The organism is Trichocoleus sp. DQ-U1, from assembly GCF_039961925.1.
Taxonomy (GTDB): domain Bacteria; phylum Cyanobacteriota; class Cyanobacteriia; order Cyanobacteriales; family FACHB-T130; genus FACHB-T130.
In genome coordinates, this window is the sequence record NZ_JAMPKB010000038.1 from 24,989 (window position 1) to 51,029 (window position 26,041).

Sequence of the window (26,041 nt, forward strand, 5' to 3'; positions counted from 1 at the left end):
AATCCTTTAGAAGAGTAGATTGGTAGATGCACCCTGATTGACATCCCCTGGCTCACCGGTTTGAGCCGGGGATTTTTTTTTCGGTTCGTTAGGCGGTGTAAGACTTTCTGGATTTCTCCCGGCTTCAAAGGCGGGTTAGGGGGGAACTGACACAAGTTGCTTGGCATTTCCATCCCTCAACCCCGCGATGGGAGAGCCACTGTGCTGGAAATAACGAGAAGCAGAAGGCAGATTAGCGATCGCTCATTCGCTGTTAACGAATGACCAACCGCTAAGCGCTCATGGCTAATCCGAACTGACTTCCTCAAAAGATTTAACTTCTAGAACTGGGCCAATCATCGCGAAGGTCATCACGTCCTTTCGCACCTCACCTTTGACTTTCACTTTGAGTCCCGATTTACGTAAATCTTCTGGAGCCTTGTGGAGTTCGTAGGTTTCACCCTCTTGTGTGACTAGCGCCCAGGTGCCTGGACCAAGTCCCTTGCGTTCGATAGTGCCTTCTACGCTGATGCTCATGCTGTTTGCCCTTCTCCTTTGCTGGATAAATAGGCGAGTCCGATACACAGGAGGGCATTAGTAATTAGGAATAGCCTAGCGATCGCGCCATGACCTAACCACAACATTGCCGGATCTGCTACGGCACTCACTAATAAACAGGATGCCACGCCCAAGGTCGAGCCGATCGCAAACCACTTCCAACTGCGGTGTCCCAGTAGCAAGGCGATTAATGCAAAAGGAATCAACACGCTGGCGAAGATGGGATTCAATAAACCACTGCCTTGAATCGTATTGCCCAGTTCGGGAATCGAACTGCCCATCATCCGGAAAGGCCACTGAGGAAGATCGAAAATATAGAAGCCGCGCAGGAAGAATAATCCAGAACTCCCGGCGACTAAACCGCTCGTTAGCGACCAACTCCAGCCAAAGGGGAAATAATTCCGCAAGAACCAGGCAAGGACATAAGAACCTAATACCATCGCAATCTTAGGTAACAGTGCCACCGCACCGCCATCAATCCAGAAGCGAGGATTGAGATAGCCATTATCGCGCAACCAGCGGAAGAAGTCGCGGAAGGTAATTTGCCCGCGTACCGCCAGTTTTACAGCCGCAGAAGCATCGAGATGACCAGCCCCAAAGTAGTTGAGAGGGTCATCTGAAATTACCCGTGCCGACTTTTTGAGGACACCCAATACTTCCTCCGGTTCGGTTACGCCAGAGGCTTTCACTAAAGCGGCGACACCGGCAACGTGGGGAGACGCCATACTGGTGCCTTGGAAGGCAGCAAAAGTGGGGATGAGCTTCCCGTTTTCGTCATAACTAATAGTCTCTTGCAGAATCCCACCCGATGGATTTTCTTCGGTGATTGCACCACCAGGGGCTGAGATATCCACACCAGCACCATAGCTGGAGTAAAAGGCTTTTTCACCGGCAGAATCAATTGCTGAAACACCGATAACGTGGGGATATCGAGCTGGGTAGGAGGCAGAATTCTCATTAGAGTTTCCTGCTGCGGCTACGATGACGACGCCTTTGTTGTAGGCATAATCAATCGCTTCTTGCATTACCTGACTTTCGCCACCACCGCCCAAGCTCATGTTAATGACATCAGCACCGTTATCGGCAGCAAATTTGATGGCTTCAGCAATATCGGCAACGGTGCCGCCGCCTTCTGCACTCAACACTTTCAGCGGCATAAGGCTGGCTTCGTAAGCAATACCCGCGACGCCATAGCCATTATTGGTGGCTTGGGCAACAGTACCGCCAACGTGGGTGCCGTGCCCGTTGTCGTCGTCTGCTTGGTCTCGGTTGTTAACAAAGTCGTAGCCTTGGACAAACTTGGTATCTTTCAGGTCAGGAACGCGACTGATGCCGGTGTCAATGACGGCAACTGTCATCCCTGCGCCTTTGGTTTCGTCCCAAGCAGATTCTACGTTGATACTCCGTAGGTTCCACTGTTTGCTGTACTCTGGGTCGTTGGGGACTTCCAGAGCTTTGTAGACATAATTCGGTTCAATATATTCGGTTTTTTTGGCTAAAGGCGATTTTTTTAGAGTTTTCAGCAGGTTGCGATCGCCTTTAATGATATACAACTGATCTGACTCGGAAAATTCGCTGTTATACTGAGCGCCAAGCGATCGCACCTGTTCTTGCACCACTTCTGCTGGTACGTCTTCGCGGAAATCTAGCACAATCGAGTCAAACTCACCTTGTGCTGCCAGTCCTTTGAAGTTAAACAGGGCAAAACCTACCCCCAATAAAAACAAGCACGCTATCAAAAGCTTTCTCATATTCACCCGTCTTGTGAGCGCCAGTTTCTCCCCACGATAACTCATGCATCTGCCCCGTGGTGTATTTAGTTTTTAGTTATTAATTTTTGTTTGTTGGAGTAATACCGCTCGTTTGCAGTAATCAGCGATACGAATCAGGCTGCTTGTGGCAAAAGTTTTCTTGAAGCGAAAGAACCCTATTTTTACTCTTACTGAAGGACTTGTGGGTTTTCAGCCGATGAGCGTCTATTTAATACTCAGTTTGAGGTGAGGGAGGCATTCTCTTGTCGTTAGCGGGTTCCTGCGCCTTGATTATTATCGTCCGAGAATCCTAGATTTGGGGGTTCGTAGGTTTGATTTTGTGTAGTATTATCGGGAGTTCTGATGATAAAGTTCAATTGAATATTGAGCAGTTGTAACCCAAATATAAAGATGAATATTCCTGTAGCTTTTAGTAGTAGATGACTCATAAAATTTTTGTCGTTTTGAAATAATTATGATGAAATTATTTTTTTAATCAGATCTATTATTCAGTGCTGTAAACTGAATAATATCAAATAATTTTCAATTAAAATCTTATATTAATTAAATATTTAGAGGATAACGTTAACATCAACTTTGGTTGAGCCATACGAAAAATTCGACTAATAGTAAATATTTGATAAATCACTTGTTCGATAATGACTTGACGTAGATAAATGTGAGATTGCATCTTAGTTTGTTGAATTCGATGTTTTTAATTATGAAGGTTTTATTAAGATTCTCTAGTGATAAAAACCTATAGTAAAATGTGACATTATTGCTGCAAATATTTGCTTGAAATCCCCAAGTTTGAGTGATGGGATTGGCTCACCAAATGTGACTGGCTGTTTCCAGCTTTGTGATCTCGATCGCAGCTAGAAACTGGGTGCAGCGTAATGAGCGCCAAAATACCTACCGATACTTGTAGTTGCGGCTACACCAACCCTTTTACCCCTCTTCAGAAGAACGATGCATTACCCGCCTCTGTTGAAATCATGTAGGGGTAAAGCATTGGCGCAGAAAGATTTGGGTTGAAGTGACTTGTACAAGGCACGAATACTTCACCCTCAAACTGAGAACCCAAGGGCGCATCTGTACGGGAGAAGCATCAGGAAGACAACAAGCTGGGACTTATGCGTAATGCCTCGTTCAGGACAAAGGGGCGGAAGTTGTGAGAGCTTTTATCGAAACAAAGCCAGCGAGGCAGGCTAAATTGAGTTTCCGAAGCGCGAAGCGCCTCTCAAAGAGCTGGGCGGACTTTGTTGGTATTGGTAAGTATTGGTAAAGCCTTATTCAAGCCTTTGGGCAATTTACTCTCATCGGGAAGCTTCTGGAGAAACCTTTCGACGGTTTTAGGCAAATCTAGATCCAGTATTTATACTTAGCAGATAGCCGAAGGGGAGCTAACCAAGGATAGATGCAATCGTCTGTTAGGCTGCAAGATATCAGAATAGTTAAAGAGCGAAAATCCGACAATGGAAAGAGGTCTGTTGTGGCTGCCCCTACTGGCAGCGTTTATCTGGCTGGCTTGGCAAGGCTGGAATGAGTATCAAAAAGTTGAAGCTTATCGCGTCTGGGCACAGCAGTTTGAGCGATCTAAGTACGATATCTATGCAGTGTTGGCTCAAAATGACAGCACTTTAACCTGGGGAAAACCGACGCGCAAAGGTCCAGTGGAGGTGCAAACGTTTTCCTTAAAGGATGTTAAAGCGATTCGGCTGCTAGTAGATGACAAGCCAGTTGATTTAGAAGCACTGCCCAGTAAAGGTCGTGTCGCTTCGCTGGAATTTGTCTTTGCACCAGCCGCTTCGGTGAAAATCCCCTTTACTGAGATTCCCCTTGCAGCGGAATGGGGAAATTTTCTACAGCAGGAATTACAAAACTTGGCAGAGGGGAAAGTGTAACGATTTTCAGACAAAGAGGCCAGGCGGGTTTTGGACTTGTATCGGAAAGCGATCGCTCATTTATCCGATGTGTGGAATAATACCCAAAAAAACCCGTATTAACGGGTTTATCAGCGATCGCACTATTTAAAAGGGAAAAACTAAACGATTGAAGAACTCCTTTCATGGGCTTGCCATTATAGACGGGTTGCAATGCATAGATTCTTATTGAGAAAATTGCTTTTTCAGTTTCCGGCAACCCGTCAAACAGAAGCGTGCTATTAAAGGAGAAATAAAAAAAATTGGCTTTCTAACTTTCAGACTGTTTCAGATTCCTCTTTTCTGTTGTATTTTAAATTACAATTGCTTCAACTCGTTTCTGCGAATCTTCTTGGGAACATTCGTAGGGAATTTTAAACCGAGGAATTCCCAGTTGACAACCTTGCCATCCACTTTGAACGGTTACGCCAAGAGTTTGACAACAGCCGCCACGTCGTCCCATCGGATTATAAAATTGACAATAGCGACAGGCTGAAACTGGTGAATTTAAGGGTTGCATAAAGTATTTCCTTTGAGGAACCATTTCAAAAGCAAAATTTCTCTGTCTTTATAAAGTATGCGATCTGATTTTTACAATGAGCTATAACTTGTACGATATCCACTTAAAACATTGCATTTCATCATAAAAAGTTATGAAGCTGCTTAACATAAATACGAGCGTCAAATATCCATAGATTAAGCAATTGCAACATTGCTCAAAACAATCTGCTGTCAAGCGTTATAGGCACTGGATAAAATCCTTCCCTTCCCAAACAAACGGTTATTGATGGGTGAGAGGACATTTATAAAGAAAATCTGAATCTCGTTAACCTACATTTTTGGTAGAGACAGCCAGATTTCAGGTTCCGTTTTTAAGAGAGGCTAGGGCGAAAATGCGTCTAGAGTAACGATTTTCACAATTAATATTTATTTAATAAATTATCTGTTATAGCAATCCTAAATTGTTCCTGAAGGTCAGATCCCCGCTAAGAAGTCGGCGATCTGAACCGTTAGCATCATCACAACTCAAATACGACTGCTATAGGAGTCGCTTTATATAGCGGTGCTTACTCTCGCGTGCAATATCCTTGTAACTGATTCAAGCACCTGAGGCAGGCAATTCTGAGGGCATGATTGCTTTTCTCAAGTATCTCCTAGACAAATGTCCCAATAGTCCCATTGCCCTGATTTGAGATGGAGCCACCTATCTATCATGGCTCACAAGCGGTGAGAGAGTCCTTGGAGTCGGTTAATCAAGGCTTCGAGGAGTCCAACTGGAAAATCACTTGCATTCGCTTTGCTCCCAAAGAATCCCAAGCAGAACCCAATTGAAGATATTTGGTTGCAGCGAAGTAAAGCTAAAAAATCTGCTCTAAACGGCGAAAATCTCGTTCCACTTCTGCCCAGAGAGAGCGATTGTGGGGGTCGGTTTTCAGGGCTTTTTTTAGATAAATTCTTGCCTTTTCGAGTTGCTTTTCAGCGATCAGCTGACGCCCCCAACGTTGATAAGCGATCGCTTGCCACTGACACACTTCTGGATCTTCTGGCAGACGTTGGGCGAGTCCTTCGATGAGGGCGATCGCGCGGGGAAATCGGCGATTTTTCAGCAACTGCTGCAACTGCTGATAAGAACTCCACTTCAGCTGTTGCTCAGTTATCGACAAGTCTGGGAGTTTTTGAATGGGCGTGTCTTTGGGCGTCTCTTTGCGAGTCACCTTCGTGACGGAAGGTTGAGGAGGCGGTGCAGCTGTCTGTTCTGGATTGGATACTTTCTCAACCGTCTCAGACTTATCTACTACACCGAGGAGGAACTTGTAAGCCTCCGTCAACTCTATAAATTTATCCTGCGTTTGGCGATCGCCAGGATTTGCGTCGGGATGATACTGCCGTGCCAAACGTCGGTAAGACGCTTTAATTTCTGCAAAAGATGCCCCTGATCTTAACCCCAACACCCGGTAACAATCTGCGAGGTTCATCAGAGGAATCATCTATCGATTAGGCTTTAATCTTCGTTGATAGTCGGGAGTTTATTTCTAACCCTTCGCTTTTAGCGGTTAGCTATTAGCTTCTGAGAATCTTGTTGGAAGCCCAAGTTTACAATTGCGACTACCCACCCGTCAAGCAGCTAACAGCTAACAGCTAATCACTCATTACTTCGGACGTTCTTCGATAACGCGGTCAATTAGACCGTATTCCTTCGCTTCTTGAGCAGACATGAAAAAGTCACGATCCATGTCCTTCTCAATTTTCTCAATAGGCTGACCCGTCCGGTGAGAATAAATCTCATTCAGCTGGCGACGAATCCGTAGAATCTCTCTCGCTTCAATCTCAATGTCTGTGGCTTGTCCCCGCGTACCACCAGAAGGTTGGTGGATCATAATCCGCGAGTGAGGCAAAGCGAGACGCTTACCTTTTGTCCCAGCGGTCAGCAGGAACGAACCCATTGATGCCGCTAAGCCTACACAAATTGTCACCACATCTGATTTGATGTGCTGCATGGTATCATAAATCGCCATGCCAGACGTGACTACGCCACCCGGAGAGTTGATATAGAGATAGATGTCCTTGCCCGGATCTTCCGAATCCAGATAAAGCATCACGGCAATTATCTGGTTAGCCATTTCATCATCAACATCTTCGCCCATGAAAATAATCCGTTCCCGGTAAAGGCGATCGTAGATGTTAATCCACTCGGTATATTGTCCCCCTGGCATCCGGTAGGGAACTCTAGGGTAGCCAATAGGCATAATGTAGAACTCCGTTCGTAAAAAGTGAAAATTCGTATCCAAAGAATTAAAAATGCAAAATTAAAAATTAAAAATTTGAATAGTCTTCATTTTTAATTTTTAATTTTTAATTCTTCAGATGACACCGGCGGGAAGTGGTGTTGGTAAATCTGATTTGGACTCTAGAACCCGATCGATCAAGCCATATTCCACAGCTTGCTCCGGAGTCATATAGAAGAGTCGATCCATATCCTTGGCAATTTTTTCAGGAGTCTGACCTGTATTGCGCGATAGGATATCCAGCATCGTTGTCTTATTAGCCAGCACTTCTTTGGCTCGGATTTGAATATCCGTCGCCTGACCGCGAGCGTAGCTCTTAGTCTGGTTCAGGATAATCGTGGCATGGCGCAGGCTAGCGCGATAGCCTTTAGTCCCAGCAGAGAGTAGCATTGCCGCCATTCCCATTGCCGAACCGATACAGATGGTATGAATGGGCGGCTTGATGTAGTTCATCGTGTCGCAGATGGCGAAGGCTTCGGTTTCAAAGCCAACAGGTTCGCCGTCGTAACGCGAGGTGCCGGTGGAATTGATGTAGATTTTGATCGGTTTTTCTGGATCTTCGTACTGCAAAAACAGCAGTTGGGCGATGATTAGTTTCGTTACCTCTGGCACCAAGGGCGTTCCCAGATAGACAATCCGCTCCTTTAAGATCAGGGACGGTAAGTCTGGTGGCGGTGTTCGGTAGAAGCTATCGCCGCCGTAGGGAGCTTGAACAGCCTGGATGGGTGAGTTCATGGCGTATCGGAAAGCTGCAATAGTGGTGCTATCTTTAATTTGACATTAATTCCGGTGTGCCCCACCGTACTGACTGGATTCTAGCAGTTTTACTCCCCTTACCGCTTTTAGTCAGGTTGAGGGTGGCTTGATGTCGCTTTAGCGCCTGTCAGCGGGCTTTTTGGGAGGGGACGCCGGAAAATGGGCCTTAAACGCTTCTAATTTTTGGGTTTTTAAACAGAGAAACCTGAGTTTAAGTATCGGTTTTTGCGAAAGGTGATGGGTGAAATCCACCCCAGCGATCGCGTTTTCCTCTGCAAAGAATTGCGATCTTTTGGCTGGCTGCTTCCGCCGTGTTGGGCTGCAAGCTATTGTAGAAAATAAGCCCGGTCGCGGTTGGGGTAATTTTATGGTTCCCTTTCCGGAGCGTCAGCGTTTAGTCTTGTGGTTACTCCGATCCCTTCTTGTTCTGCCAGGAATGAGCGTGCTATGAGAGTTGGTTTACAGCCTGCTTTGAATGATATGAATATTGACGCGACTCAAACGAGTAGCCAGCGTCAACTAGAAATTTCTATTTCTGCGATCGCTGGGGATCTTGAAGATCGTGCCCCGCTCAATTTATGCATAATTCTCGACCACAGTGGCTCGATGAATGGACGCCCCCTGGAAACGGTGAAACAGGCAGCGATCGGTCTGGTGGATCGTCTCACACCGGGCGATCGCATCTCGGTTGTCGCCTTCGATCACAAAGCCAAAGTGCTTGTCCCCAACCAAGTCATTGACAACCCAGAAAATATTAAGAAACAGATTAATCGGCTCAGTGCAGATGGGGGTACGGCGATTGATGAGGGTTTAAAACTGGGAATTGAAGAACTGGCGAAGGGCAAAAAGGAAACGGTTTCTCAAGCTTTTCTGTTAACAGATGGCGAAAATGAGCATGGCGACAACAACCGCTGTCTGAAATTTGCCCAAGTGGCGACTGGCTACAACCTGACGTTGAATACATTGGGATTTGGCGCTCACTGGAACCAGGATGTTTTGGAAAAAATTGCTGATGCGGGTGGCGGTACGCTGTCCTATATTGAGCGTCCGGAACAAGCAGTTAATGAGTTTGGACGCTTGTTTAATCGAATCTCTGCGGTGGGGTTGACAAATGCCTACTTATCACTTTCGTTAATGCCGAAGGTACGGTTAGCGGAACTCAAACCCATCGCCCAAGTTGCTCCAGATACCATTGAACTGCCGGTGCAACAAGAAGGCGATCGCTATACGGTACGTCTGGGAGACTTGATGAAAGATGTGCCGCGAATCATTTTGGCGAATCTTTACGTCAGCCAGCTAGCGGAAGGGCGTCAAGTGATCGCCCAGGTGCAAGTCCGTTACGACGATCCCGCCCAGGATAAAATGGGGCTAATTTCTCAACAAGTCTTAGTTGAGGCGAATGTTGTCCGGAGTTACCAACCCGCACCCAATCCTCAGGTGCAACAGTCTATTTTGGCGTTGGCGAAATACCGACAAACTCAGTTAGCAGAGGCGAAATTGCAGCAAGGCGATCGCGTGGGTGCAGCGACGATGTTACAAACTGCCGCCAAAACCGCCCTGCAAATGGGAGACAAGGGAGGCGCGACGGTTCTCCAAACCAGTGCTACTCGCTTGCAATCAGGTGAAGAACTTTCGGAAGCAGATAGGAAGAAGACACGGATCGTCTCTAAAACTATTTTGCAGGAGTAGGCTTTTTTAACGCAAAGGTACGCCAAGGTTAACGCAAAGGTACGCAGAGGAAGCAATTTACCTCTGCGTACTTTCTTGGCGGTGAGATTTTAAGAGTGGTGCTTGTGGGCTTTCTAGGTGCCACCAGTGGCGATCGCCACTTCAAGCTACTCAAGCCACAACAGACGCTTGAGGGCGAGCAAAAATCATTCGCCCCGCCGAAGTCTGCAAGGCACTGGTTACAACCACTCGGATTTCACCACCCATGTAGTCGCGCCCGTCTTCCACAACCACCATTGTGCCATCATCCAGGTAGCCGACGCCCTGAGCTGGTTCCTTGCCACCCTTGATAATTTTGATATCCAAGCTATCACCAGGCAGATAAATTGCCCGAATTGCCTGAGCCAAATCGTTAATATTCAGCACCGGCACTTTCTGCAAAGTAGCAACCTTACTCAAGTTGTAGTCGTTGGTGAGCAAAGTGCCGTTGATTTCTTGCGTCAACCGGACTAACTTCGCATCCACCTTGGGAATTTCATCGTAATCGGCGGAGTGGATTACAATCCGTTCTGAGTAAGCATCCTTCATCTGGTTCAGGATATCTAGCCCTCGCCGTCCCCGAACTCGCTTCAGATCGTTGGAACCATCTGCCAGTTGTTGCAGTTCCTGCAAGACAAACTGGGGTACGAGGATTTGACCTTCGATAAAGCCAGTGTTTAGCAGTTCTTCAATGCGACCATCGATGATGCAGCTGGTGTCTAAAACCTTGGTCGAGGCAGGTTTGAGGGTTCCTTCTGCCACCAACATCGTTTCCACGCTGTGGGGACTAATCAGCCTCAAGAAGGAACGACCGTGGGTATCCGCTAAAGTCACTCCCAAGTAGGAAAACATGACACTGCCTAAAATGGCAACAAGAGGCTTAATAAAAGCAAAATCGAAGGGCATTGGTAGTAAGAAAACGGGTGCCAGCATCAAGTTGGCAACTAATAAGCCAATCACCAAACCGACAGCTCTGGTCAAAATGACCTCGATCGGCATTTCCCGGACTCTCTTTTCCAAGCGTCGATAGGTCGTCTGCACGAGCAAACCGGCAGCGCCCCCAACCAGGGCGGCAAACCCGGCGAAGACCCAGCGTAAAGCGTCCTGATTGCTGACTTGATGTAGGGCACCGCTAGGCAGTAATTCAATCGCGTCGAACCCGATTCCCGCCGCTGCTAGGATGAATAAAATAATAATGATTGCGTCAAGCATGGTTTCCAGTTATTTGGGATGATTGCTTCAATTCCTGAAAGCGGCTCTCAAGAACTGATACAAATTTACATTTGTTTTATTATATCTTTTGTGTTATTGACTTCACTCTTGCGTATGACCATTGATTTAGCACCAGCATTTAATCCAATTTGAGCTATTTTGATGAAGTCACCTCTTTATTTATTAAAAGAACAATTCTGAAAAATTAGCCAATTATGTCGCTTCTAAAAGGCAGGAAACAAGACGGGGTATAGCCTTGACGTATTCTTGCTAAGAGAAGAAAAGACCTGACAACAATTCAGTAAAGTAACAACTGTTAATCAAACATTTAAAGATTTCATCGCTATATTGAGTATTGATACAACTATGGTCTTAAATTATTTAATCCCGGACGCAAAAAATATTAATTTGGGTATCCCCAGCTCTGCTTATCTCCACATTCCATTTTGTAGACGCCGGTGCTTTTACTGTGATTTTCCAGTGTCTGTGGTAGGGGATCGCAAGACTGGTAAGAACTCTGGCACAATTGAGCAGTATGTTGAGGTATTGTGCCAAGAAATTGAAGTTACACCAGTACATGGAAATTCGCTAAAAACAGTTTTTTTTGGAGGTGGTACTCCTTCGTTGTTATCGGTGCAACAACTCAAGCAAATTTTGACTCAACTTGATGCTGGTTTTGGTATTGCCACCGATGCTGAAATTTCGATGGAGATGGACCCTGGCACCTTTGACTCGCAACAACTTCAAGGCTACCGCTCAGTTGGAGTGAATCGAATCAGTCTGGGGGTACAGGCGTTTCAGCCAGAACTATTGGAAGTATGCGGGCGATCTCACTCTGTCTCTGATATTTTTGCAGCTGTGGAGCTAGTCCGCAAAGTGGGGGTTCCCGAATTTAGCTTAGATTTGATTTCTGGTTTGCCCCATCAGACGTTGGAACAGTGGCAGGAATCTCTAGAAACCGCAGTAGCGATCGCGCCCACTCATATTTCAATTTACGATCTCCAAGTCGAGGCAGTTACTGCCTTTGGGCGTCAGTATCAACCCGGTGCCAAACCGCTTCCTACCGATGAAATGGCTGCCGAGATGTATCGACTGGCGCAGCAAGTTCTCACCAGTGCTGGTTACGAACATTATGAGATTTCTAATTATGCCAAACCCGGTCATCAATGCCGCCACAATCGAGTTTACTGGGAAAATCGCCCCTACTATGCCTTTGGCATGGGTGCCGCCAGTCATTTGCAAGGGTGCCGGTTCACCCGTCCCCGCAAAACACGGGAATATTACGAATGGGTGCAACAGATAGTCAAAGCAGGTGGCGTCTGGGATTGTCCTCAAACATTGACATCTGAAGTATTGTTGGAAACGTTGATGCTGGGCTTGCGTCTAGCAGAGGGCCTTAGTTTATCAACCTTAGCTGAACAGTTTGGCAAACAGACGCTGCAACAAATTTGGACGTGTTTGCAATCCTACTACCAGCAAGGTTGGGTAGAAATTGTTGGCGAAAGCGGGAAAGCGATCGCGCTTGACGCCCAGAAACTCCCACCGAAGGGACGATTAAGATTAACCGATCCGGAAGGGTTTTTATTTTCCAATGTAATTTTGGCGGATTTGTTTAGCGAGCTAGGATAAGTTTGAGGGCAAGAGTGTGGATTGATGATTCACCCAAAAGCTAAAATCTAAAATCTAAAATCCTCATGATTCCTATTGCTGATAACATCCCCAGTCGCAGCAAACCGATTGTTAATTACGCCCTGATCGGAATCAATGTTGCTTTGTTTCTGTGGGAGTTAAAATTAGAGGTTGCAGGTAAACTGAGCGCTTTTATCCAACACTGGGGTATCGTTCCTGCCCGAATAAGTGCTGTGATTTCAGATGTCCTCAGTGGGGAAAATCCAGCAGCATGGGTTGCCTTGCTGATGTTCTCCAGTTCCCTGTTCTGGGCGATGTTTCTCCACAGCAGCTTTGGTCAAATTTTAGGAAATATCCTATTTTTATTTGTTTTTGGAAAGAGTGTAGAGAATCTTCTCGGACACCGACGATTTCTACTACTTTATTTGCTGGGTGGCATTTTGACGGGCATAGTACAAGTTTTACTAGACTCTACTTTGACGATGCCATTAATTGGAGCCAATGGCGCGATCGCATCTGTCCTCGGAGCCTATTTTCTGAGTTTTCCTCAGTCAAAAATTGATACCATTTTGCCCCTGGTAATTGTGTTTATCCCGATTGAACTGCCAGCTTTGTTTTATCTATTCTGGTGGTTTATTCAGCAAATGTTTTATGGAATCGGCAGCTTAAATATTTCCGGTGGCGTCAATCCCGTGGGCGTTGGGTATTGGGCACATGGTGTAGGGTTAGCAATTGGTGCCATTCTCGTGTTGCTGTTAAAAAGAAGTATCGATAAAAAACGAACCCCTGAGGCGCAGAGAACTCATAAGAATTAGTGGAGAGAAGCTGTTAGAGCTGATTTATATAGCGAACCTAATTCAGTTGAGAGAAACAACCATAGGTAAAAAGTTTGGAAAGTTAAAGGTTTGACGATGAATGACGAACTCAAATAGAGACTTAATGACATTCAACGATATACACAAGTGGTAATACTCTCGAATGGTCGATATCCTCTAACTCGCCGATTATCAGTAATTGTTAAACAAAACGAACAAATTGAACAACGATCTGGGGAAGCTTACGCCAAGTTACTGCTAACAGATCGGGGTCAAAAACTGGTTGAAAAGGCTGGATTTGTCAGAATCCGCTAGAGCATTCGGATAAGTACGTTTAGTTTTTGCAACCGCGCTCCATTTCTTTAAGTTTATCTGGGGGATAGTCTACAGGTACAAACTTAAAACCATAAAGCGAGCAGTTAGACGGCACGACTTTGACCAATGTAAAGATCGGCTCATTGGGATCTCCACCGCGAAAACTAATTATCCCCATTGCACCATTGGCTCGAAAGTCGGGAGCCGATAAAGCCTGCCGCACGTCAGAACGATTCGGTTGAGGTTTTTTTGCTAAAGCCGTTATTAACGCACGAGCTGCATCATAAGTCGTAGCGGTCAGCCCACTCACTTCCGCTTTCCATAACTGCTTAGATTCTTTGGGAAACGTTGGATTGGGGCTGCTCAAGGAATGCCAAGGGACTGTTACTACTAGGCGACCGACTACATATTTAGGGTCGATTTGTAGAATCTCAGAACTGTAAACAGCCCATGCTCCCACCATCGGATAACGACCCTGATTTGCCTTAATCACCGCTAAGACATTCTGAAAGGAAAAAGGACAGGTCTGACCATCCGGGAGAAAGACAAGCGTAGCCGCTCCTTTTGCTTGTGCTTGGTTAATCGCCTCAACAGCATTGAAGTCCTTTTTGCACAGTTCAAAATCTGCTCTTACCCGTCCTCTACTTGCGGGGAAGCTAACGTGAAATTGATCTCGGATAGATTTGCTGTAATTACTTGTGCCAGAGTAAAAGACTGCGGCTGTTCGCTGATTGGCTTGGATCATGTAGCTAGCCAAAGCCTGGGCATTCACGCGATTACTGGGTACAGTGCGAAAGAAAACGTGTTCGCTCTTTTGGCTCCATTCTGAGAGGTCTTCCGAGGTGCTACCTGGAGAAATTAATACCAACCCGTGCTGTTGATAAATTGCGATCGCTCCCAGTGTCACTTCGCTGGCATAGTGACCGATGACCGCTAAAATGTCCTTTTTCAACACCAATGACTCGGCAATTTGTTTAGCTTTGGCAGGATTATTGGCATCATCTGCGATGACTACTTTCAGCCCTTTACCACTAATCCTTTGACCCTGATTGATTTCATTTTGGACTTGGGCAGCTCCTCGTAGAATTTCCAACGCTCTGTTTGGATTGTTGGTTATCGCAGCGGCAACAGCAATCGTGTATGCCTTTTCCTTTTTATCCATCAATCGGGCATTATTCAGGTAAATCAAAATTTCCGGGTCGCTTGGCTGTTCGCTCCGTGCCTTCTCTAATAAACCAACAGCCTCAGCATATTGACCGCTGGCAAATTTTTGCACGCCTTTTTGCTTGAGAGCGCCTTTCAAACTGGGAACTAAAACTTCTTCTCCACAACTGACATTGTCTGCAAGATTGGAATCACAAGCCTTCGGCGGTTTCACAAGCGTATAGATAATTATTCCGAGTCCTGTCAAAAGAATTGCACTCACGACCCAAATGAGTACAAGCCTTAAATTGCCTGAGTTGATACTCCTGGTAACTTCTTCGTCTGAACAATTGCCTTCAGGAAGCAAAGTAAGCGTGTCGTCGGGAGATCGTGTCCGCCGATGATTGTTGATTTGCGTCTCAATTTCCTCTAAACGTTGCACAATTTCTTGGGCATTTTCAGGTCGATTCCCTGCGAAAGGAGCCATCAGGTCATTAATTAAAGTTGCCAACTCTAGTGAAATCTGGGGGGCACTGTTTCGCCAATTCAACTGACCTGTTTGGGGGTTTCCAGGAAGGTCATGGGGATGTATGCCTGTCAGCAAATGAACGAAGGTGCGTCCCAAAGCATAGAAATCAGATTTGGAAACAGCTCTACCATCGGCTTGTTCTGGGGGGTGTATAGCCGTGGGAAATTATTGCTGTGCCATCTCTTCCGGCTAATTTGTGCAAGTAGGTTTCCGTAGCTTCCCGGACTGCACCAAAATCAATCAACACCAGTTGATTATCAGGTCGCAGCATAATGTTAGACGGCTTAATATCCCGGTGAAAATAGTTGCTTTGATGAACTTGCTGTAAGATTTCTGCCAGTTGTTTCAACCAGGCGAGCGCTTGCTTTTGGCTGATGGGTTGATGGTTCCGGCTGCTCAACCATTCTTTTAAGTTGATTCCCTCAATTTTCTCCATCACCAAGCAGTGCAAGGGCTTTTCGCTCTTTAGATGACATAACTGGAAGTATCCATCTGCCTCCACTTTGGGAATCCCTTGATGATTCAACTTCTTTAGAACTTCGGCTTCCCGCTGGAATAGGCAGATTGCCTTCTCATAATCAGTGAGCAAAATTTTTAGGACTTTTTTTATACCTTCCCGACGCACGTCCTCCACCTCAAAGGTTTGGCCAAAGCCTCCTTTGCCCAAACGTTGGATGACCCGATAGCGCCCTTCTACTAAACTTTCGGAGCCACAGTCAGGACAAGTGCTTTGATTACCAGGTTCGTTGAAATTGCGGCAGTTGGGATTGATGCAATAACTCACGGCAAACACACTATCCCGATTTGAGTGGGAATGTTATAAAATTATAACTTCCTCTCGGAAAATAACTTTATTGTTCGACCGTTCGCTGAGTAATTTTTCTTTTAACATACCTTTTCACTACCGGCTGAAGCGTATAAATAACTTCATTCCCTTCGATTTGCTTTTCTATCAACGAACGACGTTCTAATGCTTGAATCGCTTCCATGATTTCAGAAGTTGAAACCGTTAGATTGATTTCTTCTTTTAATTTAAAGATAGAGCTAGAGTTGAGATTAGCCGCTAACTTAAACATAATTTCTTTTTGAAAATTTGATAGCCGTTGCCAGGAAGTATCTAAAATTAGATGAATATCGCCTAAAAATATTGTTTCTAGCTTTAAGAAATCAGAAACTTTACCAGCAAATGAGTCTTTTATATAACTGGTAATAATATTTAAGATTAAGGGATTTCCTCGATAGATTTGAAAAAGGCTTTTCCAGTGGTTTTCGTCTGACAAACCTTTGGCTCTAAATATTTGCCAAGCGTCTGTATCATTGAGATCGGACAGCAGTAATGAACGAACGCTTGGAGTTTCTCCCTGGATTAATGCAATTTCATTCGGTTGCTCTCGACCGATTAGCATTAAGCAGCTGTTGTGGCGCTCTCTTCCCACTCGTCTGAATAGTTCGCCATAGCCTTCATACCCTTCTCGATAATACCCAGTTGCTTGACCAGCACCTAGAATCGTTTCGACTTCATCCAAAATCAGCAGACATCGATGGGAACCTGTGGAAGGGTTTGTTCCTTTGGGAGATCGCAAAGACTCAATTAGCTGAGAGATTCGGCGACCAATATCTTTTGGTAAATCGGTTGATTGCTCGTTGGAGAGGCATCGGAGCAAGTCTGCGATCAGGTCTTCCACTGATGGGGCAGAACGGAGCGATCGCCAGATGAAATAATCAAACTCATTCTGAATTTGCTCGGCTAGCATCACGGATAGCGCTGTTTTACCAATTCCTCCCATGCCGAACAACGTTACTAGGTGGCAACTATCAGCAACAATCCATTTCTCAAGCACAGCGAGTTCTTCTGTGCGCCCATAGAAACCAGAGACATCAGGCGCTTCACCCCAATCGAGTATAGGAATTTCACGCGCTTCTACTTCTTCAACTGCACCTGAATCAACAATTTCCTTCCAGTTGTCGATCCCGACAGCTTGGCAAATATTAATAAAGGTCTCTTGCTGAATGGGTTTTTTCTGCCAAAACCGTTTCAAGGTTGCCTGGGTCGTTAGGGCAGCCTGCCACCAAGAAACGGTCATTGTTTTTGTCCAACCTTTCCTTTTTCGGGCTTTATCAACGCTTTCTAGTCCCCGTGCAGATGCTCTGAGAGACCCCGCCATAGTTAAGCTCTTTACCACAATTCTCGCTTATTCTGGCTTACCTTTCGGTGTAGCGATCGCAGCCTTACCCTGAAAACTGAGCCAAAGAGTCAGCAAAAAAGTGAGCCGTCAAGCTGAAGCGTCTTTGGCAATCTGAGAGGATAAGGCGCTAGATCGCCTTCTTTAACGTCTGTCCTTCTTTCCAGAGATTGCCAGCTCAGTCTTTAAGAAGATTATGCAACCGAATCAAGTTCTAACCTACTGCAATGTCATGGAACTGTTAGTTGCTCAGGAAGTACACCGACAACTCCAGCAGTTACCGCCAAAGTTGGTCAACTATATCAATCCAGCCCATGCGATCGCTTACGCCCTGAATCGTCTGCCAGCCCTGTATGCGACCAGTCCCAGAGGATGGTATCTACAGCAGCAACGGGCTAAAGCTAAGTTAGCACCTCAGATTATCGTGGCGGTGGGTCAAGCATTGGCGGCTGTGCAACAAGATTCCTTGAACGTGGTAAATTCCCTTCCTTGTGCAGAAAACGCCGAGAACCTCGAAGAGAGTGCATCTGATGCAGATGTTGAAGATGCCAAAAGCCCCGTCTCCCTTTCTTGGGTGCGATCGCTTTTTGGATTAGGGGGCATTCATAAAGCAGATGGTCGGCGATCGCGCTAATCTAATGCCAGCCACCTCTAGCATCAGTTCCTATGTCCACTGAAGCGATCGCGATTACCGTCAAATTATTCGCCGCCTATCAAGAAGCTTATGGCGTTTCGGAACTGGTGCTGAAAATCCCTCCAAATACAGCCGTTTCAGCGATATTAGATAAATTTGCTTCCGAACATCCGGAACTTGACAAATGGCGTCAATTTACTCGCTTTGGCGTTAATTTTCAATTCGTCGAGCCAGACACGATTCTGCATGATGGGGATGAAGTCGTGCTGATTCCCCCTGTTAGCGGTGGCTAGGAAAGACAAAAGTTAAACGCCAGAAATTCGGTTTTTTCATCCCAAATCCGCTTCAATTCCCTCTTTTTCCGAAATTAGCGACCGCAAGCTTGGAATGTAATCGCCCCAGTCTTCAGACTGAGGGCTGAATTTTGTATCATAGACAACATTTAATCCCGACTAAAAGAGTCGGATATACTTGACGGGTATTTTTGCCTGTGTTAGTATCAACCGAGCGATGACGGACGATTAGAGTGTAAATACCCATGACCCAGGCAACCCAGTCAACAACGGCAACCTTTACGGCACTGAAGTGTAAAGAATGCGGCACCGAATACGAACTCAAGGCAACTCATGTCTGTGAGTTTTGTTTTGGCCCTCTGGAAGTAACCTACGATTACGATGTTCTGCGCCGCACCGTCACTCGTGAAAGCATTCAGGCAGGGCCTAACTCAATTTGGCGCTATCGTTCCTTCTTGCCCGTCGCCACAGAAAAGCCGATTGACGTGGGAACTGGCATGACCCCCTTGGTAAAAGCCAATCGCTTAGCTCGCCGTCTGGGTATTAAAAATCTTTATATTAAAAACGATGCCGTCAATATGCCTACCCTGAGCTTTAAAGATCGGGTGGTGTCGGTCGCTTTAACAAGAGCGCAGGAATTAGGATTTACGACAGTATCCTGCGCCAGTACGGGTAATTTAGCGAATTCTACAGCAGCGATCGCGGCCTACGCCGGTTTAGACTGCTGCGTCTTCATCCCCGCCGACCTAGAAGCCGGTAAAGTTCTAGGTACACTCATCTATGGTCCCACCGTCATGGCAGTTCAGGGCAACTACGACCAAGTGAACCGCCTCTGCTGCGAAGTTGCTAATACCCAAGGTTGGGGATTTGTCAATATTAACCTCCGTCCCTACTACTCGGAAGGTTCAAAAACCCTCGGCTACGAAGTAGCAGAACAGCTAGGCTGGAAACTGCCGGATCATATCGTCGCTCCTCTGGCATCTGGCTCTCTGTTCACCAAAATCTACAAAGGATTCCAAGAATTTATCAACGTTGGACTAGTAGCTGATAAGAGCGTCCGTTTCAGCGGTGCCCAAGCTGAAGGTTGTTCCCCCATTGCCCAAGCTCATCGGGAAGGGCGCGACTTCGTAACCCCCGTGAAGCCGAACACCATTGCCAAATCAATCGCGATTGGCAACCCAGCAGACGGAGTTTATGCGCTGGAAGTCGCCAAGAAAACCGGCGGTAACATTGAATCAGTCAACGATACTGAAATTGTTGAAGGCATCAAGCTATTAGCTGAAACCGAAGGCATCTTTACCGAAACCGCTGGTGGCACCACCATCGCCGTGCTGAAAAAATTGGTAGAAGCGGGTAAAATTGATCCCGAAGAAACGACCGTCGTTTACATTACCGGCAACGGACTGAAAACCCAAGAAGCGGTGCAAGGATACATCGGGGAACCCCTGACGATTGAGGCGAAACTGGACAGTTTCGAGCGGGCATTAGAGCGCTCTCGGACACTCGAACGTCTCGACTGGCAGCAAGTTCTGGTTTAATAATCGCTATCAGCTTTTTGTGATGAGTCATTAGTCCCTCCGGGGTTGCTAATGACTCATCGCTCGTGACTACGCATGAATGACTACTGAATAATCTTTAACTATGACAGTCAAAGTTCTCGTTCCGACTCCTCTCCAGAAGCTTACAAACAATCAAGCCACCATTGAAGGCAGTGGCGGTACGATTGGTGAACTGCTCGAATCCTTAGAGCAAAGCTATCCTGGCATCAAAGTGCGTTTGTGCGATGAAAAGGGCGAACCCCGTAGATTTGTGAATTTCTACGTCAACAGCGAAGACATCCGCTTTTTGGATGGAACTCAGACACCTCTGAATGAGGGTGATGAGGTGAGCATTGTGGCAGCGCAGGCGGGAGGCTGATTCCAAGCTAGGATGAGCAGTAAAGGATTTCAATCTCGAATCGGGATTGTTAATCCTATTTTCATCCATGCTGCATACATTCAAAAAAATCACCAACTTGCGGATAAGTCCAATGGCAGAAGAAACGAATCACAATGACGCCGGAGAGGTGGCTCCTAGCACTGTTGACAAGCAGGCTCCTAGTGTTTCTGAAGAAAATGCTCCCAGTACGGATTCTGACGTAGCAACCGACATTCCTACAGCAAACGCACCCGCTCCAGAAGCTGTGAATCCGGAGGTGAATCCGAATGCGGCTGGAGAAAAATCTTCGACAGAGGCATCAACCCCAGATGACTCGGCTCAGGTTCAAACAGATGTTAAAAAAACAGCTCAAGCATCTAAAGAGGATAAGCCAACGGGTGCCAAAGCTGCTAAAGCAGATAAGCCAGCAGGTGCCAAAGCTGCTAAAAAGGACGAGTCGCCAGAAGGGGATAAGCCAGCTGCTAAAGCGGCTAAAAAAGAGAAGGCACCTGCGGTAGAAGACAAGCCTTTTGTTGAGTTTATTCAACAAGACTATTTACCAGCTTTGAAAACAGCACTTGAAAAAAAGGGCGTCAAAAATTTAGAGCTGAAATTTGACAAGAAACCGCTTCAAGAAATCTCAGAATGCTGGCAAGTCAACGGGAGCTGGCAAGGAGGAAAGCGGAACTTTAACCTTTATTTTCCCGAAGAAGACATCCAAAAACAAAGAGCTTTTTCCTGTTTTGAAGGCTCTAAACCCAGTATCATTGAGCCTTTTTTGTGCGATGAGCGCAAGCTCACGCTGGATTTAATGGTGTTTGGCGTGACGCAGCGGTTGAATGCTCAAAAGTGGCTGGAAAGAAATTAGTCGGGAAAGGTGAATTTCATTAGTCATTAGATAATTACTAATGACTAATGAGCCATTACAACTCGATAAATTCATAAATGACAATGCCAGTTTCTGGGTGATTATCAACCATGACGTAGCCACTTTTGAGCATTTCTTTCAAAGTGGCTTCTGCCTTGGCAAAGCTTACACCTGTATCCATCACCGCTTGGGTAACGGAAAGTTTGCCACCTCTAGCAGCGGCGGCTTTCACAAGTTTAACCATTAGTTGATCGCGGGTAAGCTCTTGTTTGGTAAGCGCGATCGCAGGTGGCGATAGAGGTACGCCCGTGGATGATACTCCCAAGCGGTCTTGCAGCTTGGCGTTATGTTCTTCCACCATGCCGGGAATCAGGAATAAATCCACGAACTGCCCGACCCCAAACAAACCCCACGTAAACAGCCACAGCAGCCCCGTGCCAATCTTGCCATTGTATAGGCGATGCATCCCCGCTATCGGTGGGGACAAAAAACAGGCTAGCCAAAGAACATAGGCAGTCGAGACGTTCTTCATAAGATTCCTAGCGCTTCAGATGTCCTAACTTCAATCATAGGATTTTGTTCTTCACTCTTGCACCTAGGAATTGAGCAGCAAGAACTCTGAAGATGTCACAAAACTTGACAGCGTGTAGTAAGTCTTAACGTAACAAGTGCGATCGCTCTCGTGTAGATTGGTAGACTGGAACGCAAGCCTTTGAGTGAAAGCGACGGAATCATAATAATAAGAGAAACAAGAGAGACAAAGAATATGGTGGATTCCCTCAAAAAACCCAGCTTTGAAGAATTAAGACCTGGGGTGAAAGTACCTGCGAAAGAAACCCTACTGACGCCCCGGTTCTACACCACCGACTTTGATGAAATGGCGAAGATGGATCTGTCGCCAAATGAAGATGAACTCAAGGCGCTGATGGAAGAATTCCGCGCTGACTACAACCGTCACCACTTCGTGCGGGATGCCGAGTTTGACCAATCCTGGGATCATATTGATGGGGAGACGCGCCAGTTATTTATTGAATTTCTAGAGCGTTCCTGCACGGCAGAATTCTCCGGATTCCTACTCTACAAAGAACTCGGACGCCGATTGAAGGACAAAAACCCGCTTCTGGCAGAAGGCTTTAACTTGATGTCGCGGGATGAAGCTCGTCATGCTGGCTTCCTGAATAAGGCAATGTCAGACTTCAATATGTCACTAGATTTAGGGTTTTTGACCAAGAATCACAAATACACCTTCTTTAAGCCGAAATTCATCTTCTACGCGACCTATCTGTCCGAGAAGATTGGTTACTGGCGGTATATCACCATTTACCGGCACCTAGAAGCCCATCCCGAAAACCGCGTTTATCCCATCTTCCGCTTCTTTGAAAACTGGTGCCAGGATGAAAACCGGCACGGAGACTTCTTCGATGCCGTAATGAGAGCGCAACCCCAATTCTTGAATGATTGGAAAGCAAAGCTGTGGTGTCGCTTCTTCCTGCTGTCAGTGTTTGCGACGATGTATCTCAACGACATCCAGCGTTCCAAATTCTATGCCACACTCGGTCTGGATGCACGGGAATATGACATTCACGTGATTCAGAAGACCAACGAAACCGCAGGACGGGTGTTCCCAGTGATTCTGGATGTAGAGAAGCCAGAATTTTACGACCGCTTAGAAGTGTGCATCAAAAATAATGAGAAGCTGGGTGCGATCGCAACCTCCAACACCCCCAAATTCCTGCAATTGTTCCAGAAGCTACCCCTTTATGCTTCTAATGCTTGGCAGCTGCTGCGCTTGTACCTAATCAAGCCGATTGACATGACAGCCGTGCAAGGTAAAGCCCGCTAATTTTGAGCATCTTCCCTCAACTAAAGTGGTTCTGTACTAAGCAGAGCCACTTTTTTTATCCTTATCAAAATTCTTCATAAATATAAAACTGACGCAACCTCAATGACGAAGACCTTTGGCATCTCGCGCCTCAGCCCGGTAGATGCACAGACGCTCACTTGCCTTTCTTTGCGCCTTTGCGCCTTTGCGCGAGACTCTATCCTGTTCGCAATCGGTACTTCTCTGATTTTGAGGATCTCGCCTACGCAGGCTCAAACCCAGACTCAAACCCAGCCGCCAGGAACGTCCAAGCCAGAGGCTAGCGATTTAGATTTAAGTCCAGAAATGATTGAAAATAGCCCGGTTTTGCAGCGTTGGCGGCGAGACGTGCCGAATGTGTTAGAAGAAATTCGCAATGACCCCAGCTTTCGGACTAGGGTGCGCCTCGGCTACTCCCAGTTTCCTTCATCTGGGCAAGCCGGGGGAGTTAATATTGGCGTGGAGGACGTGTTTATTGGTCGCACCGGCTTAACCGTCAGTGGGGATTATCAAACTGCGTTCAAGGGTCAGCGCGAGGCTTATGGAGCAGATTTACGATACTATGTAGTTCCCTTGGGCAGCTACATCAACATCGCACCCCTGGTAGGCTATCGGCATTTAGAAACTGACCGATACTCAACAGATGGCTTACATGTGGGTGCGAAGCTGATGTTCGTTTTATCTCGTACTGGTGCAGCCGATATCTCCTTAACTCAGAGTTGGGTTGCTCCTGCAACGAATGAAGAAGTCGGAATTACAAAGCTTTCTGTCGGCTATGCCTTTACCCGCAATCTGCGCTTATCGACAGACATTGAGAAGCAAAATGCAAGACAACGCAAAGATAGCCGGGTTGGCATTGTACTAGAGTGGATGCCTTAAATTAAGTGTTTAAATAATTGAATATTGCAATGTTTACAGCATTTAACCCTAAAAACCTCTAAATTTGAATGCCATTACAAAAAGAGCCTTTGCCGACCTATGAACGCCTCAGACAATTTAGAGCTGTTTGGGCTATTTTTGCAACATACACCTGCTGCCGTAGCGATGTGCGATCGCCAGATGCGTTACTTGCTCGCTTCTCGTCAGTGGCTAATCGATTACGGGCTAGATGAGCAAAATCTGATTGGGCGATCGCATTACGAAGTTTTTCCTCACCTTCCCGACCAATGGCGGCACAAGGCTGAGCTAGTTTTAACTGGGGCGAGTGTAGAAGAGTACCAGGAAAGTAGCTTTGTTTGCCCTGACGGTTCCTCGGTGCCGATAAAGTGGAGCCTGCATCCTTGGCAGCACCCTAGCGGTGAAAGGGGCGGATTGATTTTGTCGGCAGAGATGATCCAAAGTGAGGACTTTTTCCATTCCATCTACGAGGGCGTGGAAAACGCCATCTTTGTTTTAGATGTGGACGCCCAAGGGGTTTTTCGCTACCTTAGCTGGAATCGACCGATAGCGATGGTTACTGGCATCAGTAGTGCCCAAGCGATGGGCAAAACTCCCCATGAACTATTTGGTTTAGAGTTAGGTAATTCTTTGCATGAGAGATATACAAAATGTCTCGTCGCAGGGGAATGTACTTTTTACGAGGATTGCATTCCCTTGCAGGGTGTAGACACTTATTGGCTAACGACTTTAACTCCACTGCGGGATGCTGCGGGTCGCATCTATCGAATTATCGGCACCGGAAGTAATATCAGCGCTCTCAAGCAGGTGGAGGAAGCGTTGCGGCAATCAGAAGCTCGGTTCCGAGAACTCGCGCAGCGAGAAGAACTACTCAATCGTCTTGCTAGTCAAATTCGCAGTTCGCTGGATCTCAATACCATCTTGGAAACAGCCGTGCAGGAAATCCGCAGGCTCCTGCAAATTGAGCAGTGCCTTTTCATGTGGTATCGTCCCAATGGTGAATCGGCAAGTTGGGAGATATTGCATGAAGCGAAGGTAGACAATTTGCCTAGCTTTCTGGGTTGCTATCCAGAGGAACCGACCAGTTTTCAAGTAAGACAACTCTTAAACCGAGAAATCATCCATTTGGATAATATTGAAGCGTTAACCGACCCCAATTCACGGCAGTTCTTCCAATCGCTGGGGTACGTTTCTATACTAAATTTTCCGATAATGACTCGCACGGGCGAACTTGGTGTAGTTGCCTGCGGTCAATTTAGCAGTCCTCGAACTTGGCATGACGATGAAGTGGAACTGCTTTCGGCGGTTTGTGACCAAGTCGCGATCGCGATTAACCAAGCAGAACTTTATACTCAAACTCGTGAAGCCGCAGCGATCGCTCAAGCACACGCCACCCGGCTCGAAACCACGCTTCAGGAACTCCAACGTACTCAGTCTCAACTGGTTCAAAGTGAAAAAATGTCCAGTTTGGGTCAGCTAGTGGCTGGAGTCGCGCATGAAATCAATAATTCCGTTAACTTCATCTACGGGAATTTAGCCCCAGCGAGCGAATACACGCGAGACATTCTTGGGTTGCTGCAACTATATCAACAGCAATATCCCCATCCAACGCCAGAAATTCAAGACGAAATTGCCGCGATTGACCTAGATTTTCTCATCAAGGACTTGCCTAAATTACTTTCTTCTATGAATGTGGGGGCAGAGCGCATTTGTGAGATTGTGCGTAGCTTACGCAATTTCTCCCGCCTTGACGAAGCCGAGATGAAACTGGTAGATATTCATGAAGGCATCGAAAGTACGCTCCTAATTCTGCAAAACCGCTTCAAATCCAAACCAGATCATCCCCCTATCCAGCTAATCAAAGAATATGGCAACCTACCTAAAGTAGAGTGCTATCCAGGGCAGCTCAACCAAGTATTTATGAATCTTCTCACCAATGCAATTGATGCTTTGGATGAGTCTAACAAAAAGCGATCGCTTGAACAAATCAAAGCCGACGCCAGTATCATTCGGATTCGTACCGACGTGTTGACAAATAACCGAGTCGTAATCAAGATTTCCGACAATGGGCCAGGAATGGCAGAGGAAGTCAGAAAGCGACTTTTCGATCCTTTCTTCACAACTAAGCCTGTCGGTATTGGCACAGGGCTTGGGTTGTCGATTAGCTATCAAATTGTGGTTGAAAAACACGGCGGTCAACTCAAATGTATTTCAGCGCCCGGTCAGGGGGCGCAATTTCTGATAGAAATTCCCCTGCATCCGCCATCACACATTTGATACTATTGC

Annotated in this window: 25 protein-coding genes and 1 pseudogene; 14 read left to right on the forward strand and 12 right to left on the reverse strand. The window is 46.3% G+C overall.

Going from position 1 to position 26,041, the window contains the following annotated elements:
- Positions 1-285: 285 nt before the first annotated feature.
- The 3 genes from NDI34_RS16775 to NDI34_RS16785 form a co-directional block, all read right to left on the reverse strand.
- Positions 286-516: a hypothetical protein gene (locus NDI34_RS16775; protein ID WP_190413096.1), complete on the reverse strand. Its 231-nt coding sequence runs from the start codon at positions 514-516 to the stop codon at positions 286-288.
- On the reverse strand, positions 513-2,288 hold the full coding sequence (locus tag NDI34_RS16780; protein WP_348233249.1) for a S8 family peptidase: 1,776 nt from the start codon (positions 2,286-2,288) through the stop codon (positions 513-515). Before NDI34_RS16780 ends, NDI34_RS16775 begins: the two co-directional genes overlap by 4 nt.
- A 269-nt stretch (positions 2,289-2,557) precedes the next feature.
- Positions 2,558-2,737, reverse strand: coding sequence for a hypothetical protein (locus NDI34_RS16785; protein ID WP_190413097.1), 180 nt, complete (start codon positions 2,735-2,737; stop codon positions 2,558-2,560).
- 1,026 nt (positions 2,738-3,763) lie between these two features.
- Between NDI34_RS16785 and NDI34_RS16790 the strand changes: the two genes are divergently transcribed.
- Positions 3,764-4,192, forward strand: coding sequence for a hypothetical protein (locus NDI34_RS16790; protein WP_190413100.1), 429 nt, complete (start codon positions 3,764-3,766; stop codon positions 4,190-4,192).
- A 331-nt stretch (positions 4,193-4,523) separates the two neighbouring features.
- Here NDI34_RS16790 and NDI34_RS16795 read toward each other — a convergent pair whose 3' ends face one another.
- The 4 genes from NDI34_RS16795 to NDI34_RS16810 all read right to left on the reverse strand — a co-directional run bounded on the left by NDI34_RS16795 (position 4,524) and on the right by NDI34_RS16810 (position 7,731).
- Positions 4,524-4,730, reverse strand: a complete 207-nt coding sequence (locus NDI34_RS16795) for a hypothetical protein (RefSeq protein WP_190413102.1) — start codon at positions 4,728-4,730, stop codon at positions 4,524-4,526.
- Positions 4,731-5,568: 838 nt separating this feature from the next.
- A complete protein-coding gene (locus NDI34_RS16800) occupies positions 5,569-6,186 on the reverse strand; it encodes a DnaJ domain-containing protein (protein ID WP_348233232.1) in 618 nt (205 codons plus the stop codon).
- Between the two features lie 174 nt (positions 6,187-6,360).
- Positions 6,361-6,957 (reverse strand): ATP-dependent Clp protease proteolytic subunit, encoded by a 597-nt coding sequence (locus NDI34_RS16805; protein ID WP_190413106.1) that lies wholly within the window; start codon positions 6,955-6,957, stop codon positions 6,361-6,363.
- Between the two features lie 114 nt (positions 6,958-7,071).
- Positions 7,072-7,731, reverse strand: coding sequence for an ATP-dependent Clp protease proteolytic subunit (locus tag NDI34_RS16810; protein ID WP_190413108.1), 660 nt, complete (start codon positions 7,729-7,731; stop codon positions 7,072-7,074).
- A gap of 262 nt (positions 7,732-7,993) precedes the next feature.
- On the opposite strand from NDI34_RS16810, the gene NDI34_RS16815 reads away from it, so the two are divergent.
- Both NDI34_RS16815 and NDI34_RS16820 read left to right on the forward strand, forming a co-directional pair.
- A complete protein-coding gene (locus NDI34_RS16815; RefSeq protein ID WP_190413110.1) occupies positions 7,994-8,203 on the forward strand; it encodes a hypothetical protein in 210 nt (69 codons plus the stop codon).
- Positions 8,200-9,441 carry a VWA domain-containing protein gene (locus NDI34_RS16820; protein WP_348233233.1) on the forward strand — a complete coding sequence of 414 codons (1,242 nt, stop codon included), beginning with the start codon at positions 8,200-8,202 and terminating at the stop codon, positions 9,439-9,441. Before NDI34_RS16815 ends, NDI34_RS16820 begins: the two co-directional genes overlap by 4 nt.
- A gap of 150 nt (positions 9,442-9,591) precedes the next feature.
- Here the strand turns inward: NDI34_RS16820 and NDI34_RS16825 are convergent, their stop codons facing one another.
- The gene (locus NDI34_RS16825; protein ID WP_190413113.1) at positions 9,592-10,671 is read right to left on the reverse strand and encodes a PIN/TRAM domain-containing protein; all 1,080 of its coding nucleotides are present in this window, start codon (positions 10,669-10,671) and stop codon (positions 9,592-9,594) included.
- Between the two features lie 366 nt (positions 10,672-11,037).
- On the opposite strand from NDI34_RS16825, the gene hemW reads away from it, so the two are divergent.
- From hemW to NDI34_RS16840, 3 genes and pseudogenes are all read left to right on the forward strand, one after another.
- Positions 11,038-12,300: a radical SAM family heme chaperone HemW gene (gene hemW, locus NDI34_RS16830; RefSeq protein ID WP_348233234.1), complete on the forward strand. Its 1,263-nt coding sequence runs from the start codon at positions 11,038-11,040 to the stop codon at positions 12,298-12,300.
- Positions 12,301-12,365: 65 nt separating this feature from the next.
- Entirely contained in the window at positions 12,366-13,115 is a 750-nt protein-coding gene (locus NDI34_RS16835) for a rhomboid family intramembrane serine protease (RefSeq protein ID WP_348233235.1), read from the forward strand.
- 165 nt (positions 13,116-13,280) lie between these two features.
- Positions 13,281-13,430: pseudogene (locus NDI34_RS16840) on the forward strand (phosphate ABC transporter substrate-binding protein); the annotation flags it as partial.
- 19 nt (positions 13,431-13,449) lie between these two features.
- Here the strand turns inward: NDI34_RS16840 and NDI34_RS16845 are convergent.
- From NDI34_RS16845 to NDI34_RS16855, 3 genes are all read right to left on the reverse strand, one after another.
- A complete protein-coding gene (locus NDI34_RS16845) occupies positions 13,450-15,198 on the reverse strand; it encodes an ABC transporter substrate-binding protein (RefSeq protein ID WP_348233236.1) in 1,749 nt (582 codons plus the stop codon).
- Positions 15,199-15,226: 28 nt separating this feature from the next.
- A complete protein-coding gene (locus NDI34_RS16850) occupies positions 15,227-15,886 on the reverse strand; it encodes a serine/threonine-protein kinase (protein WP_348233237.1) in 660 nt (219 codons plus the stop codon).
- Between the two features lie 67 nt (positions 15,887-15,953).
- Positions 15,954-17,186 carry an NB-ARC domain-containing protein gene (locus tag NDI34_RS16855; protein WP_348233238.1) on the reverse strand — a complete coding sequence of 411 codons (1,233 nt, stop codon included), beginning with the start codon at positions 17,184-17,186 and terminating at the stop codon, positions 15,954-15,956.
- A 295-nt stretch (positions 17,187-17,481) separates the two neighbouring features.
- On the opposite strand from NDI34_RS16855, the gene NDI34_RS16860 reads away from it, so the two are divergent.
- The 5 genes from NDI34_RS16860 to NDI34_RS16880 all read left to right on the forward strand — a co-directional run bounded on the left by NDI34_RS16860 (position 17,482) and on the right by NDI34_RS16880 (position 20,997).
- On the forward strand, positions 17,482-17,919 hold the full coding sequence (locus NDI34_RS16860; RefSeq protein WP_348233239.1) for a late competence development ComFB family protein: 438 nt from the start codon (positions 17,482-17,484) through the stop codon (positions 17,917-17,919).
- A 32-nt stretch (positions 17,920-17,951) separates the two neighbouring features.
- The gene (locus tag NDI34_RS16865) at positions 17,952-18,212 is read left to right on the forward strand and encodes a MoaD/ThiS family protein (RefSeq protein WP_348233240.1); all 261 of its coding nucleotides are present in this window, start codon (positions 17,952-17,954) and stop codon (positions 18,210-18,212) included.
- A gap of 245 nt (positions 18,213-18,457) precedes the next feature.
- Complete coding sequence (gene thrC, locus NDI34_RS16870; RefSeq protein WP_190413131.1) at positions 18,458-19,750, forward strand: threonine synthase; 1,293 nt, start codon at positions 18,458-18,460, stop codon at positions 19,748-19,750.
- A gap of 103 nt (positions 19,751-19,853) precedes the next feature.
- Positions 19,854-20,129, forward strand: coding sequence for a MoaD/ThiS family protein (locus NDI34_RS16875; protein WP_348233241.1), 276 nt, complete (start codon positions 19,854-19,856; stop codon positions 20,127-20,129).
- A 112-nt stretch (positions 20,130-20,241) separates the two neighbouring features.
- Positions 20,242-20,997: a DUF2996 domain-containing protein gene (locus NDI34_RS16880; RefSeq protein WP_348233242.1), complete on the forward strand. Its 756-nt coding sequence runs from the start codon at positions 20,242-20,244 to the stop codon at positions 20,995-20,997.
- 55 nt (positions 20,998-21,052) lie between these two features.
- Here NDI34_RS16880 and NDI34_RS16885 read toward each other — a convergent pair whose 3' ends face one another.
- The gene (locus tag NDI34_RS16885; protein WP_190438676.1) at positions 21,053-21,529 is read right to left on the reverse strand and encodes an NINE protein; all 477 of its coding nucleotides are present in this window, start codon (positions 21,527-21,529) and stop codon (positions 21,053-21,055) included.
- A gap of 234 nt (positions 21,530-21,763) precedes the next feature.
- Between NDI34_RS16885 and acsF the strand changes: the two genes are divergently transcribed.
- The 3 genes from acsF (at position 21,764) to NDI34_RS16900 (ending at position 26,032) form a co-directional block, all read left to right on the forward strand.
- Complete coding sequence (gene acsF / locus NDI34_RS16890; protein ID WP_348233243.1) at positions 21,764-22,840, forward strand: magnesium-protoporphyrin IX monomethyl ester (oxidative) cyclase; 1,077 nt, start codon at positions 21,764-21,766, stop codon at positions 22,838-22,840.
- A 102-nt stretch (positions 22,841-22,942) separates the two neighbouring features.
- Positions 22,943-23,737, forward strand: a complete 795-nt coding sequence (locus NDI34_RS16895; protein ID WP_242033868.1) for a hypothetical protein — start codon at positions 22,943-22,945, stop codon at positions 23,735-23,737.
- A gap of 99 nt (positions 23,738-23,836) precedes the next feature.
- On the forward strand, positions 23,837-26,032 hold the full coding sequence (locus tag NDI34_RS16900; RefSeq protein WP_348233244.1) for an ATP-binding protein: 2,196 nt from the start codon (positions 23,837-23,839) through the stop codon (positions 26,030-26,032).
- The last annotated feature ends 9 nt before the right edge of the window (positions 26,033-26,041 follow it).